This is a genomic window from Neobacillus niacini (assembly GCF_046591715.1).
Taxonomy (GTDB): Bacteria; Bacillota; Bacilli; order Bacillales; family Cytobacillaceae; genus Neobacillus; species Neobacillus niacini_L.
In genome coordinates, this window is record NZ_JAWVNQ010000001.1 from 1,043,704 (window position 1) to 1,056,564 (window position 12,861).

Genomic DNA, 12,861 nt, shown 5'->3' on the forward strand with positions numbered 1-12,861 from the left:
GAATATATGAATATTCAGAATTTAGAAATATGGATGAAGAACATTAAGGTTACCAACCAAGTAAATGCTGATGTGGAAGTAGTCAATAACTCACCGTTAGTCATGATGGGAAAAGGACGCCAAGGAGCGGTTTTCGCCATAAATAATGATCTTTGTGTAAAGGTCTTTGGGAATACCGAGGATTGTGACCGCGAATATTATGCTTTATCCCTTGGGCAGCAGACCTCTTTATTTCCAAAGGTTTATGGAAAAGGACCTCTTTATATTGTGATGGAAATCATCAGAGGTGTTGATTTACGAGAGTATTTACAATCCCAGCCATTAACAAAGGCACTTTCTGCAAAATTAATTGAAATGTTAATCACGTTTAAGAAAATTGGTTATGAGAGAATTGACCATCATAAGCGTCAAATTTACCTTCAGCCTGACGGCAGTTTAAAAGTAATTGATGTCGCAAGAACGATTTGGCGTGACCGGGTCTACCCATACCCAAGAAAATTATTAACATCTTTAGGGGAAGAAAACAAAGCCATTTTTATGGCGCATGTCCAAGAAATGGCCCCGGAATTATATGCGGAATGGCTCCATTACATCCGGATGGAGGAAATCTCACGAAAAATCACCGCACTGCTTCTTCCGCAGGAGCCGGATAAAAATAAAATAAAAATTCTAAGTAATAGTTTATTGACTACAGCAGATGAAAAAAATTATGTAAACCTGCTCCATGGTCTCGTTCATAAGGTTTTCAAGGAAGAATGGATTAAAACGATGCTTGCACGAGGTGCTGATCCAGAAGCAGTAATGGCAAAAATCGACGAACATTGGGACATACTCGAACAAGGTTTTGCCGCTAGACACCCAGAAGGTGAAAGTAATGAGGGCTTTTCAGGATTTAGCGGCGAGCGGTCCTCTAGAGGGGATCGAGATCATCGAGGTGGAAAACGCTTCGAAGGTGATAGTGACAGACGCAGCAAAGGTGCTAAGGGTAAAGGTGGAAAACAGTACGCTGGTGAAAGATACAATGATCGCAATCGACGTGACGATAAGAAAAGCAAAAAGAAGAATAAAGATAAAAAACGTCATTAAGCGGCAATAGGGGTTGAATAAGAGACCTGACATGATGGGGAGGGCCAATAGAAGTAAGAGGAGAACCATTATGAAAGTATTAGTAATCTGGCGTCTGCTGACAGTTGGCGGGGTGAATGCCGGCTGGCGCAATCGTTCGATTTATTTTAAAGAACATGGAATTGATACAGAGTTTTTATACACGACCGACCATGGCGGACTTCACATCATGGAGGATGTCGCTCCCGTTTATTTGACAAAGGATGAACAGGAGATTATCGAGATTATTAAGAACAATCATTATGACGCCATTATTGTTGTTGACACGGGTGCTGCTTTTAAATGGATTCGGAAAGCAAATTATAAAGGTCCAGTATTGGTCGAGGCACGCACCCCGGAACTGATTAAGCTCAAGCCGCATTTAAAATCATTCAGAGGAATAAATCCAGAAGCCATTATCGTTCCTTCACAGTATCAAAAACGCCTTGTATCCATTCTAACAGACGATATTCCGATTCATGTTATCTACAATGGTATTGATACGTCATTTTATCGTGCTTTACCAGCGAATGAAATAAATGCAGAAAGTGAACCAAAACTACCAAATGGTAAAAAAATCATCGGTTGGATCGGCCGTCTGGATAAACGTAAAAACTGGCAAATGCTTATAGAAGTGGCAAAGCTAATAAAAGCTCAGCGTGATGATATTGAGTTTTGGGTTATTGGGGGGGCTCAAAGTGTGCAGCGTGAGGAATTTGCAGCCAAATGGCAAGAGGAAAATCTCACGGATATAATCAAATGGTTTCCAGTGATTCCCTACCATCAAATGCCGCAGGTGTATGCAAAAATCTGTCAATCAGGGGGCTGTACACTCGCAACAACGAAGACAGAATCATTTGGAAATACCTTTATTGAATCGATGGTTTCAGGTGTTCCGGTGGTAGCCTCAAAAATGATGCCAGTTACAGAATTAGTAGGACATGGCGAACATGGGCTGCTTTTTCGCGGCCAAAATGTAGAGGATGCAGTTAGACAGCTCACGGGTATTTTAGATCACCCCAGCCTTCATGAACAAATGTCTAAGGCAGCGATTGCCCGGGTCCATGAAAAATTTGCAATTGAAATTGTAGCAGAACAATATGTCCAATTATTAAGAAAAATAGCTGGAATAAACATCGTTGACCCGAATAGGGAGGAACTGACATGATTAAACCAGTTGCCTACAAGAAAACACTAGAAGGAAAATCTAATGCTCACTTGTTAACATTCGATGACGGCAGGGATTATGTTGTCAAGTATTTTCAGCCTGGATTTGAAAAAACATTGGCGAATGAATGGGTTGCCTATTGCTTAGCACGATACCTTGGATTGCCAATTCCATTTGCACAATTAGTGGAAATCCCTCAGGAATTTTCCTCACAATACCCTGAACTCTCTCAAATGACTCAAACACAATTCCAGTTTGCTAGTCTTTATGTACCAGATTGCTTTGATGGACATCAAGTGACAGAGGTACCTGCTATCTCTAACAAAGAAAACCTAGCAGGTGTTATTTTGTTTGATTACTGGATGTGTAATCGTGATCGGACTAGGAAAAACATCATACTGTGTGATGACACTCCAAACTCATATCGTTTATGGATTATCGACCATGCGGAAATATTTGCTTCCTATAACTGGACACAAGAAGATTTGGAATCGCTGCCGATTACGATTTTAAAAAGTGCTACACACCAAATAATGGCATGTTTTATTGATTCTGAGCAGGACTTTAGTGAGCAGCTAGAAATCATTCAAACTTTGCCCATTCATTTAATTGAAGAAATTGTCGCTCTCATTCCGGAAGATTGGCAGGTTACGAGTGAAGAAAGAAAAGCGATTGTCAGTTCGTTAGTCATACGGCGTAAAAAAATTCTAAAAAAACTGATGGAAAGGTTTATTAAAAGAGTTTACCGGCCAATCCATGAACAAGAAAAATGACTCCCTTGGCTATCTTTGTGAAGGGAGTTTTATTTTATAGAAAAGGTCCATTAAAAACGATTTTACTAGGTTTCTAACGTGACCGGAGGTTGTCCGCCTGCATATAAAGGATTAGGAGAAGAGAAAGGAGGCAGCATATGAAAATCCGTAAGGCCATTATTCCAGCTGCTGGCCTCGGAACTAGATTTTTGCCAGCTACAAAAGCACAGCCAAAAGAAATGCTGCCGATAGTTGATAAACCAACCATTCAATATATTGTTGAAGAAGCAGTCGCTTCTGGAATTGAAGAGATTATTATCATTATCGGCAGAGGAAAAAGGTCCATTGAGGATCACTTTGATAAATCATATGAGCTTGAAGACACACTATTTAAGAAAAACAAAATTGATATGTTAACCGATGTTCAAAAAATATCAAACTTGGTGAATATCGTTTATGTTCGCCAGAAAGAGCCGAAAGGGCTGGGGCATGCGATACTTTGTGCGAAAAGTGTTATTGGCGATGAACCATTTGCGGTTTTACTAGGTGATGATATTGTGATGTCGGAAATTCCATGCTTAAAGCAGGTGATTGATGTATTCGAATACTATAATAGTTCGGTTGTTGCTGTCCAAAGTGTTCCAGAAAAGGATGTAAGTAAATATGGAATCATAAAGCCGAAGGGGACAATGATTGAATCGGACTTATTTCATATTGATTCTTTAATAGAAAAGCCAAGTATTGAAGAGGCACCTTCAAGATACGCCATTATGGGCCGTTATGTATTGAGCCCAAAAATCTTTGAGATATTGGAGAAAATCCCAGTAGGTAGAGGCAATGAATTACAGCTGACTGATGCAATCAATGAACTTAATAAACATCAGGCAGTATTTGCTTATAACTTTCAGGGTAAGCGGTATGATATCGGTGACAAAATTGGATTTATAAAAGCCACTATTGATTTCGCATTAAGCCGGGATGACATCAATGAATCTGTTCTTGCTTATTTACAAGAAGTCATTACCATACAAAACCTTCAAAATAGTAAAAGTGAGTTGGATTGAGATGAAAATTACTGTTTTAGGGACAGGTTATGTAGGGCTGTCAACGGGAGTTTGTTTATCGCAAATCGGTCACCATGTTACATGTATGGATATTATGGAACAAAAGATCAACCAGCTGAAGCAGGGGATTTCCCCCATTTATGAGCCAGGACTAGAGGATTTACTAACCTCTAATATGGCCGATGGCAGACTGAATTTTACCACTTCTCTTTCTGAGTCGTTAGCGGATGCAGAAATCATCATTATTGCCGTGGGGACACCGCAAGGAGATGATGGCTCAGCAGACCTCTCTTATTTAGTACAAGCTGCAAAAGATATATCTTCCTATCTAACTTCGCAATCCATCATAGTCATTAAGAGTACGGTGCCAGTAGGAACGAATGATTATATTGGAAAATTAATTGAAGACACTTGTGGTTTTAAGGTTAAAATGGTTTCAAATCCTGAATTTCTCCGTCAAGGGTCTGCCATTGAAGATACGTTGAAAGCTGACCGAATCATTATTGGTTCGGAGGATGTAGACGCAGCAAGGAAAATTCATGAGATGTACCGGCCGTTAAATGTTCCTGTACTTCTAACCAGCACGCGAAGTGCAGAAATGATTAAATACGCTTCAAATGCGTTTTTGGCAACCAAGATTAGTTATATCAATGAAATTGCTAATCTGTGTGAAGCCGTTGGTGCCGATGTCACAGATGTTGCAAAAGGAATGGGTAAGGATAAAAGGATTGGTGAACCGTTCTTAAGTGCCGGTATCGGCTATGGAGGATCTTGTTTTCCAAAGGATGTCAAAGCCTTACTGCATACTGCTGGAGTGAATGGAGTGAAATTCCCTCTGCTGAAAGAAACCATAGCGATTAATGAGTATCAGCGAGAACTACTGGTGACGAAGGCATTGAAGCGGTTTGGGGGATTAAAAGGCAAGAAAATCGCAATGCTCGGGCTTGCCTTTAAGCCAGAAACAGATGATATGAGAGAGGCACCGTCCATCCCGATCGCTAACCTCTTAACAAAATACGGAGCGGAAGTCATTGCCTATGACCCTATTGCGAAGGAAAACGCAAGAAGAATTATAGGAGATTCTATTAAATATGCGGGTTCCGTTGAGGAAGCCGTTTATGAAGCGGATGCTGTCCTGATTGTGACAGAGTGGAAAGAAATTAAGGAAATAGACGTAAGTGAAATGATACGGAAAATGAAAGAACCGATCATCTTTGATGGCAGAAACTGCCTGGCAGAGGAGAAAATCCGAAACTGTACTTCAGTAGAATACTATCCGATAGGCAAGCCGCCAATTATCATCTAACAAATGGGCATGATCGTTGTAGATACAAAATACTACAAAAATCATGCCTAAGCTTTTTTAAATAACTCTAAACTTTGATACAATATTAACGGCAGTAAATGAAAATACATAACAATTGATCTCTGATGACCAAGTTGTCCACTGGAGACGGACATTTGTACATGAGTGGTGCCTGTCACCAGGGGGACAGAGCCTGTCACCAGGGGGACAGTGGCTGTCATCAGGGTGTCGCAATAAGTAATATAATAGGAGGGTGTGAAAAGATGGCTATTGAGCATGAGCAGATGGAGCGGAGTGGTTTGACACGGTATGTTCCGCCTAAGGGGGATTTTGAGGGTTTTCGGAATGATGACCATTATCGTGAGAAGTTGAAGGAGTGGGGGCTTTCGTCTGCGAAGGAGGCAAAGCGTGAGTTTTTGTTTAAGGAACGGAATTATCAGCGTGTAGTGACGATTAAAGGGTATGAAACGTACGGGAAGACTGAGGAGTATAACACGCTGGTGATTGAATTCCAGGATGGTAATTTAAGCTGTATTCACCCGGCCTTTTTAAAGGAAATGCAAGCTTCCAGTTTTGGTAAGGAAAGTATGCTTCAGGTAGAGGAAAAGGAATTTAAAGCATCAAAACAAGTTTCCGAAAACAAGGATAAGGAAGATGTACCTGAACCAAAACCGGCAGTAAAATCAGAAACCAAAAAACCAAAAGCAACAAAACCGAAGAAAGAGAAAGAACCGAAAATTGAGCTGCCAATAGATAAGGTTCACTTTACAGCGAGTGTGAAACAGTTTGCTTTAACCTACAACCCATTCAATGAAGAAAACGATGAAGTGGTCGTTTTAGAAAATGTCAAAGTGATACAAGAGCACCCTCTTGAAATTGGGCTCGCCTGGTGCAGCCACAGTAAAACACTAAAAAAGTTTGAATTGGCACCTGGAGATCAACTAGAATTTGACGGAAAAATAGCCAAAAAGAAATTGGCAAAAGGCAAAGACGCAGAAGAGGAATTCATCGTCGATACCCCTGTCTTATACAAAGTCAACAATCCATCCAAAATCGTAAAAAACGGATAAATCACAATAGAAACCTATAAAAATGAAATGAGTCTCCGATAATGGAAGACTCATTTTTATTTGGCTTTGAATCTTTATTTTTAAAAAAACCTCAGTTATAAAATCACTTGTCCACTCAAAATAATGAGAAATTCATATAGTATAGTAATCGTTTTTTATAACGAAGGTGACTGATGGTAATAGAGATGAGGGCGTGTCACATAGAAAAGAAATGAGAATATATTATAACACTCCCTCTTTAGCTGCAGTCAATGGAAGGAGGGGATTAGATGGCTGCCATTCAAAAAAGTGTTGACTCTTCCAGCTTAGCAGAAGTAATTGACCGTATTTTAGATAAGGGTGTTGTTATTGATCTATGGGCTCGTGTTTCATTAGTGGGAATTGAGCTTTTGACAATTGATGCCCGTATTGTTATTGCCAGTGTTGATACATGGTTAAGATATGCAAAAGCGGTTGGTCTTATTAAGGATGATGAGCATCATCATCATTTTGTGGAAGAGTCATAGTCGTGTTTTGAATTAAAATCGAAGGAGCCAAGGCTTGACTGTGCCTTGGCTCCTTTTTTTAACGAAACATAAAACCAAAGGAGGAAAAATCTTGAATCCGTCAAATGAAATAAGCGGAACTCGTGAGTTTGTAATCACACCTTTTTTTGAAGACATCATTACAAGAACTCTTCGCTATTTGCAAGCTGGATTCCCTATCCATTTTGTTGGACCAACGGGTGTAGGAAAAACAAGTTTGGCTTTGTATATTGCCAAACAACTTAAGAGAAAGGTTACAATAATTCGTGGTCATCATGAATTATCAAACAAAGATCTATTAGGGCATTATGCAGGAGTAAGGAAAAAAGAAATAATTGATAACTACATCCACACTGTAATTAAGAAAGAACAAGAAATTACACCGGTTTGGGTACAAGGTCAACTCATTGAAGCTGTAAAAAATGGACATGTCGTAATTTATGATGAGTTCTCACGTTCCCGCCCGGAAACGAATAATATATTTTTATCCCTATTAGAGGAAAAAGTTCTGCCTCTTTATGGCCATGGTAAGGGGTCTTTTATTAAATGTCATCCTGAGTTTTCCATCATCTTTACCAGTAACCCGGAAGAATATGCAGGAACCTTCCATACTCAGGATGCACTTTTAGACCGTCTAATTACCATCCAATTAGATTCATGCGACAAGGAAACAGAGATAGAAATTCTAAAACATAAAGCAGGACTCAATTCCTGTGATGCCGAAGAAATAGTCAGGCTGGTTACCAGCCTAAGGTCATATGGCAATGGATTTTGTCCGAGTTTGCGGGCTTCACTAATGATTGCTGCTGTTGCAAAAAAATCAAAAATTGAGATTGATCGAGAAAATATCCTCTATCAGGCACTTTGTATGGATGTATTAAATCGCCCCATGTCTCAACTTCTTCCGAAACAGCATCCGATAAAAATAAGGGAACTAATCCTTAAGGAAATTCTCAGAAGGGAAGAAATAAAATGAGTACACAAGATGGTGTGTACATTTTTTGTGCAATACGTGAAAAGGAACCTATGAAATTTGGAACCGTAACTTTAAATGATAGAAAAAACGGTGTATATACCATCCACTATCATCATGTGGCAGTTGTAGTCTCCAAAGTTAAGGGTGAGGTTTTGCCCACTCGGAACAACCTTATGGCCCATCAGCAAAAAATCTCGGAAGTCATGAAACAATACAGTGTCATTCCCTTTAGCTTTGGAAATGTTTTTAACTCGAAAAATGATGTTCTTTTAATAATGGAACATTTATTTGAGGAATTTGAAAAATTGTTCTCACAATTGGAAAACAAAATGGAAGTAGGGTTAAAGGTGATTCCGAAGAAGGTATGGCTTGAACAAGAGATGAACAACAATGCAGTCTTAAGTGAGTGGAAAACCAAACAGAAAGACCATACTCATCCAGCTTCCTTTTATGATCAAATTCAACTAGGTGAAGAAGCCCAGCATTTCATTCTTCAGCTCGAGGAGAAAGCGGCAGCGGAAATTTTCGAATCCTTGCTAGAACTTGCAGAAGCGGGAAAGCAGAATAAAACCATTCCAGGTAAGACACTGTTAAATGCAGCTTTTCTAGTTGATACCACTAAGGAAGAAGCTTTTGATAAAAAGGTAAATGATCTTTATGAAATTTGGAAGGACAAAGCGGAGTTCAAGTATACTGGACCATGGCCCGCTTACAACTTTGTAAATATCGTGTTAAGGATTGATGGGTAAAAATGATATTCAAATTATTTTCTTTGCCCATTCGTTCACTTATAAAACTCGGTGAAAAAATCCAGGAAGAGGCAGATCAAGAACTTTACGATCTCAACTTAATTCAACAACAGCTGATTGAACTCCATATGTTGTATGATATGGAGGAATTGGAAGAAGCGGCTTATATCGAAAGAGAACAAGAGTTACTTAATCGGTACAAAATAGCTAAGGAGAGAGAAAAAAATCAATTATAATCTTTTGATTACAGGAGGAGGTTTTTATGGCACATACCTCGGTTGAAACATATTTTCTCTATTTGTATGGCGTCATCCCCAGAGAGGAACTAGAAAATAAAGAAATTCCTTCTTTTTGTGGAATTGACCAAAAAGATACTAAGGTCATAAGTGTTAATGAACTAGCAGCACTCATAACTCTAGTTAATCCCCAGAATTTTTCCCAAGAGAACATTGATCAACAACTAAAAGACCCTGAATGGCTTAAGGAAAAAGCATATCATCATCATGAGTGCATATCCGTGATGCATAAGTATTTTACTATCCTCCCGATGTCATTTTGTACCATTTTTCAAAAAGAAGAGAAATTAAGAAGTTTACTTAACGAGCAATACGAAAGTATTCTTGAAAAGTTAAATAAGCTGAAAAATAAACAGGAAATGAATCTGAAAATTTATTGCGACGATGATCAAGCCTATTCCTACGTTGTCAATCATAATCCAGCAGTACAGGAGTTTAGAGAAACAATAGCATCGATGCCAAAGGGTAAACAATTTATTATGAAAAAGAAGCTGAAGCAGGTGATTACATCTCAAGTAGAACAAGAACAATCTGGCTGGTGGTATCAGATAGAGCGAGTGTTACAGTTATTAATCGTCGAGTCAAGACTTCGAAAAAATTGGGGAAGGGAAATCACAGAGCGAAGTGACGATATGATAGTAAATTGTGATTTCCTAATCGATAAACGGAATATAGAGCCATTCTTAAATAAAATTCTCGAATTGGAACAAGATTTTGCAAAATTAGGATGTTCCTTTGAAGTAAGCGGACCATGGCCGCCTTACCACTTTTCGAAGGAGAACTAATATGGAACAGGTTCATCTTTTTCAAAATAAAGAAATGACTCTGTTAGACCTTCTTGATGGAATTATTGATACAGGAGTTGTGGTGAGCGGAGAAATAGTCATATCCGTTGCCAATATCGATTTAATTGTCGTGGATCTAAAATTGCTTATTTCGTCGATAGAAAGCGCGTTTGGACCTAATGAACGAAAAATTGCTGCGGAGGTACTAGAGGATGGAAAGATTACCACTTGATTCTAATCAGGTCGAGCAAGGACTGGCGAAACTAGTCCTTACGATTATTGAACTTCTCCGTCAGCTGATGGAAAGGCAGGCCATGCGGAGAGTGGAAAGTGATTCATTAACCGATGAGCAAATAGAAGAATTAGGTTTAACCTTAATGAGACTTGAAGAAAAAATGGAAGAATTAAAGCTTGTTTTTGGGTTGGAAAATGAGGAGCTCAATATTGAATTGGGCCCATTAGGTAAACTGCTTTAATTTTCTGATTAGGAGTGATACTATGCCCGTACATCACCCGCCGCAATCATCGAATTTACTCGATGTTCTTGAAAAAATTCTCGATAAAGGAGTCGTCATCGCTGGGGATATTAAGATATCTTTAGCTGATGTTGATTTGTTAACAATAAAAATTAGACTGCTGGTTGCTTCGGTAGACAAAGCGAGAGAAATAGGAATGGACTGGTGGGAAAAGGATCCATACTATTCTTCAAAAGGGATAATGGCAGAAAAGGAGCGCAGTCAATTAAACGAAAGAATAAATCGTTTAGAACAGCTTGTCGAGAAAAATACATTAGCACTTCCACAGAGGGAGCAGCCCATTACCATTCCGGATGAAGAGAGCTCGTCTTTTTCTTTTCAAAATTCAGCAGCCATTCCTTTGGATGAAAGCTCATCATAATAAATGACAATTTTAAAGAGGAGTTGTACTCCTCTTTTTGCCGGTCATTTTTCCTAAACGATTTTCATTACCTTTCCAAATGGTGCTTTAGGAACAAATTCGGTTGGAACCAGCCAATACACCTCATAAGGAACCTGCATGTCTTCCGGCAGGAAACCAGTTAAATCGGTGATATAAAAGACAGTTTCAATATTTTCTTCTTGTGCCCATTCTAATGCCAAGGTATATGAAGCTTTACCGTGTGTGTGGTACTTTATTTCTGAGCCTTCTGTAATGGGCTCTGTTGTCCGTATTTTAAAATCAGCTTGGACGAGTGTGGTCTCTGGAGTCAGCTCTTTAAAAAAGGTTACAATATTTGCGATTAGATCAATTTTTGTTTCATTTGTAGAGGTATCCACAACTAATGCCAGCCTTTTGCCTTGACGGTCCTGGACAATTTTTAGTAAATTTTTGTGCCATTTCATCCCTGATTTTTCCCCTCTCTTGAATAGTCACAAAAATTATTATGCTCATTAAGAACCTATGAATTCGACTAAAATTAATTCATTTTATGTATAAGATATTTAAACAAAAAAATAGTTGTAGATTATCTTCCAGGATGTATACTTTTATTATATTAGTAGCACTATTTTTAGTTAGGAGCGATTTTTTTGGAAGGGAAATGGCTGATTGCAGATCGCGATTTAAATGAACGAGAGGGATTAAAGTGGATGTTAAAATCATCCTCCATACCTGTGTCCACCATCCTATTAGCTTCAAATTTTCAAGACTTTATTGTTACTTTTGAGAAAGAGCTGCCTGATATCATTTTAATAGAAATGGATATGATAAGCAGTGATAACTGGTCTAGTTTTAGAGAATACATACAGATCTATCAGCCTATTTTGCTGTTAACTAGTGCAGAGGCTACCTTTGAAACGGCCCGATTAGCGATTGATCTTCAAGCCCTAGAGCTAATGATTAAACCATTTTCTGCCGCCAAGGTAAAGTCACTTTATCAAAAAGCTACAAAAGTACTTAATAAAAAACAAAATTCAAAGGCTTCTCCACACATACAGTACAATAAAGACTTGTCATATGAAGCTCTGTTTATTTCTGAATACTCCGTTTCAGAGGACTATAATATGGCTGCTTTAAAAATAGAAAATACAAAAAATCTTGGTATTCTTTATTCATTTTTATCAGAATTTACATTTAAAGAACTTCATGGGATATTCCTTTTACACGATAAGGTCATTCTTATATTTAAAGAAAATTGCCAGAATGTGAAGGAACAGTGTCAAAAGGCAATGAGAAAGTGGGAAGAGGAATTTTCTGATAAGCTTGCTATTGTAGTCCGGAACAATATGTTGCCTCACCTGAGTCTGAATGAAAAATTTCTTGAGACGGAGAAAATGCTGGAGTTTACCTACTATCGCGGCTATCGTCAGATGGTTGAATTTACGTATACTCCCGAATGGATCCATATTGATCCTTTTTTGGCTCCTCCAGAACAGAGGATTTGGGTGGACATGCTTTCCAATCATGATATGGAAGGTATTAAAAAATGGCTATACGATGAATTTCTCCAACTAGACGACCCTTATCCAGATCCCGGTTTGGTTAGAATTAGGCTGACGAGCATACTAGCGCAAATAAGACGATTTATGAAGACCTGCGAGCTTGATGAACAGCAAAACTATGAAAGTGAATACCGCTATATCTTCCATTCCATCTTGTATGATAGTGTACTCTATCGGTCTGTTCAAAATTTAATTTTATTTGTTCAAAAATTATTTTTAGCGGCTTTCGCAAATCCCCAAATGTACAAACAAGACCTAATTGAAAGAGGTATCGCCTTTATTGAATCTAATTTCGGTAATAGCGATTTAAAGCTAGAGGATGTAGCAAAGTATGTTGACCGAAATCCATCTTATTTTAGTCATCTGCTCATTTCAAAAACAGGCAGAGGCTTTATAGACATTCTGTCAGGAGTAAGAATCAAAGAAGCCAAAAGGTACTTGCTGAATTCCAATAAACCAGTGAAAGAAATAGCTCTGTTAGTGGGCTTTCATAATCCCAATTACTTTAGCAGAATCTTTAAAGATGTTGTTGGAATTTCGCCGCGAGAATATCGAATGAATAAAAAGGGATAAGACTCAGGATACTGAGTCTATTTTTTTATATAAAA

The 12,861-nt window shown here is 38.5% G+C and carries 15 protein-coding genes and 1 pseudogene; 15 read left to right on the forward strand and 1 reads right to left on the reverse strand.

Annotated features, from left to right (window positions below):
- Positions 1 to 6 precede the first annotated feature (6 nt).
- From SFC47_RS05055 to SFC47_RS05120, 14 genes and pseudogenes are all read left to right on the forward strand, one after another.
- The gene (locus tag SFC47_RS05055) at positions 7 to 1,086 is read left to right on the forward strand and encodes a hypothetical protein (protein WP_411253146.1); all 1,080 of its coding nucleotides are present in this window, start codon (positions 7 to 9) and stop codon (positions 1,084 to 1,086) included.
- A 70-nt stretch (positions 1,087 to 1,156) separates the two neighbouring features.
- On the forward strand, positions 1,157 to 2,272 hold the full coding sequence (locus SFC47_RS05060) for a glycosyltransferase family 4 protein (protein WP_411253147.1): 1,116 nt from the start codon (positions 1,157 to 1,159) through the stop codon (positions 2,270 to 2,272).
- Positions 2,269 to 3,045, forward strand: a complete 777-nt coding sequence (locus tag SFC47_RS05065; RefSeq protein WP_411253148.1) for a HipA family kinase — start codon at positions 2,269 to 2,271, stop codon at positions 3,043 to 3,045. The genes SFC47_RS05060 and SFC47_RS05065 overlap by 4 nt, the downstream gene beginning before the upstream one ends.
- A 137-nt stretch (positions 3,046 to 3,182) precedes the next feature.
- Positions 3,183 to 4,088 (forward strand): UTP--glucose-1-phosphate uridylyltransferase GalU, encoded by a 906-nt coding sequence (galU, locus tag SFC47_RS05070; protein ID WP_411253149.1) that lies wholly within the window; start codon positions 3,183 to 3,185, stop codon positions 4,086 to 4,088.
- A 1-nt stretch (position 4,089) separates the two neighbouring features.
- Positions 4,090 to 5,394, forward strand: coding sequence for a UDP-glucose dehydrogenase family protein (locus SFC47_RS05075; protein WP_411253150.1), 1,305 nt, complete (start codon positions 4,090 to 4,092; stop codon positions 5,392 to 5,394).
- Between the two features lie 263 nt (positions 5,395 to 5,657).
- Positions 5,658 to 6,464 (forward strand): hypothetical protein, encoded by an 807-nt coding sequence (locus SFC47_RS05080; RefSeq protein ID WP_411253151.1) that lies wholly within the window; start codon positions 5,658 to 5,660, stop codon positions 6,462 to 6,464.
- A gap of 269 nt (positions 6,465 to 6,733) precedes the next feature.
- A complete protein-coding gene (gene gvpJ, locus SFC47_RS05085) occupies positions 6,734 to 6,970 on the forward strand; it encodes a gas vesicle protein GvpJ (RefSeq protein WP_411253152.1) in 237 nt (78 codons plus the stop codon).
- Between the two features lie 91 nt (positions 6,971 to 7,061).
- Positions 7,062 to 7,964 carry a gas vesicle protein GvpN gene (gvpN, locus tag SFC47_RS05090; protein ID WP_411253153.1) on the forward strand — a complete coding sequence of 301 codons (903 nt, stop codon included), beginning with the start codon at positions 7,062 to 7,064 and terminating at the stop codon, positions 7,962 to 7,964.
- Entirely contained in the window at positions 7,961 to 8,713 is a 753-nt protein-coding gene (locus SFC47_RS05095) for a GvpL/GvpF family gas vesicle protein (protein ID WP_411253154.1), read from the forward strand. The genes gvpN and SFC47_RS05095 overlap by 4 nt, the downstream gene beginning before the upstream one ends.
- Before the next feature lie 2 nt (positions 8,714 to 8,715).
- Positions 8,716 to 8,949: a gas vesicle protein GvpG gene (locus SFC47_RS05100; protein ID WP_411253155.1), complete on the forward strand. Its 234-nt coding sequence runs from the start codon at positions 8,716 to 8,718 to the stop codon at positions 8,947 to 8,949.
- A gap of 26 nt (positions 8,950 to 8,975) precedes the next feature.
- Positions 8,976 to 9,794 carry a GvpL/GvpF family gas vesicle protein gene (locus SFC47_RS05105; RefSeq protein ID WP_411253156.1) on the forward strand — a complete coding sequence of 273 codons (819 nt, stop codon included), beginning with the start codon at positions 8,976 to 8,978 and terminating at the stop codon, positions 9,792 to 9,794.
- Position 9,795: 1 nt separating this feature from the next.
- Positions 9,796 to 10,026 carry a gas vesicle protein gene (locus SFC47_RS05110; protein WP_411253157.1) on the forward strand — a complete coding sequence of 77 codons (231 nt, stop codon included), beginning with the start codon at positions 9,796 to 9,798 and terminating at the stop codon, positions 10,024 to 10,026.
- Positions 10,007 to 10,270, forward strand: coding sequence for a gas vesicle protein K (locus SFC47_RS05115; RefSeq protein ID WP_411253158.1), 264 nt, complete (start codon positions 10,007 to 10,009; stop codon positions 10,268 to 10,270). The genes SFC47_RS05110 and SFC47_RS05115 overlap by 20 nt, the downstream gene beginning before the upstream one ends.
- A gap of 22 nt (positions 10,271 to 10,292) precedes the next feature.
- Positions 10,293 to 10,574, forward strand: a pseudogene (locus tag SFC47_RS05120) (gas vesicle protein); the annotation flags it as partial.
- Between the two features lie 170 nt (positions 10,575 to 10,744).
- Here SFC47_RS05120 and SFC47_RS05125 read toward each other — a convergent pair.
- On the reverse strand, positions 10,745 to 11,155 hold the full coding sequence (locus tag SFC47_RS05125) for a VWA-like domain-containing protein (RefSeq protein WP_411253159.1): 411 nt from the start codon (positions 11,153 to 11,155) through the stop codon (positions 10,745 to 10,747).
- Between the two features lie 186 nt (positions 11,156 to 11,341).
- Between SFC47_RS05125 and SFC47_RS05130 the strand changes: the two genes are divergently transcribed.
- On the forward strand, positions 11,342 to 12,826 hold the full coding sequence (locus tag SFC47_RS05130) for a helix-turn-helix domain-containing protein (RefSeq protein WP_411253160.1): 1,485 nt from the start codon (positions 11,342 to 11,344) through the stop codon (positions 12,824 to 12,826).
- Positions 12,827 to 12,861 lie beyond the last annotated feature (35 nt).

What these genes read in the sequence shown, in the direction of transcription:
- SFC47_RS05080 (WP_411253151.1), top strand. Translation starts at nt 5,658, where the DNA reads ATGGCTATTGAGCATGAGCAGATGGAGCGGAGTGGTTTGACACGGTAT.
- galU (WP_411253149.1), top strand. Translation starts at nt 3,183, where the DNA reads ATGAAAATCCGTAAGGCCATTATTCCAGCTGCTGGCCTCGGAACTAGA.
- SFC47_RS05055 (WP_411253146.1), top strand. Translation starts at nt 7, where the DNA reads ATGAATATTCAGAATTTAGAAATATGGATGAAGAACATTAAGGTTACC.
- SFC47_RS05100 (WP_411253155.1), top strand. Translation starts at nt 8,716, where the DNA reads ATGATATTCAAATTATTTTCTTTGCCCATTCGTTCACTTATAAAACTC.
- SFC47_RS05060 (WP_411253147.1), top strand. Translation starts at nt 1,157, where the DNA reads ATGAAAGTATTAGTAATCTGGCGTCTGCTGACAGTTGGCGGGGTGAAT.
- SFC47_RS05110 (WP_411253157.1), top strand. Translation starts at nt 9,796, where the DNA reads ATGGAACAGGTTCATCTTTTTCAAAATAAAGAAATGACTCTGTTAGAC.
- SFC47_RS05115 (WP_411253158.1), top strand. Translation starts at nt 10,007, where the DNA reads ATGGAAAGATTACCACTTGATTCTAATCAGGTCGAGCAAGGACTGGCG.
- SFC47_RS05075 (WP_411253150.1), top strand. Translation starts at nt 4,090, where the DNA reads ATGAAAATTACTGTTTTAGGGACAGGTTATGTAGGGCTGTCAACGGGA.
- SFC47_RS05125 (WP_411253159.1), bottom strand. Translation starts at nt 11,155, where the DNA reads ATGAAATGGCACAAAAATTTACTAAAAATTGTCCAGGACCGTCAAGGC.
- SFC47_RS05095 (WP_411253154.1), top strand. Translation starts at nt 7,961, where the DNA reads ATGAGTACACAAGATGGTGTGTACATTTTTTGTGCAATACGTGAAAAG.
- SFC47_RS05065 (WP_411253148.1), top strand. Translation starts at nt 2,269, where the DNA reads ATGATTAAACCAGTTGCCTACAAGAAAACACTAGAAGGAAAATCTAAT.
- SFC47_RS05105 (WP_411253156.1), top strand. Translation starts at nt 8,976, where the DNA reads ATGGCACATACCTCGGTTGAAACATATTTTCTCTATTTGTATGGCGTC.
- gvpJ (WP_411253152.1), top strand. Translation starts at nt 6,734, where the DNA reads ATGGCTGCCATTCAAAAAAGTGTTGACTCTTCCAGCTTAGCAGAAGTA.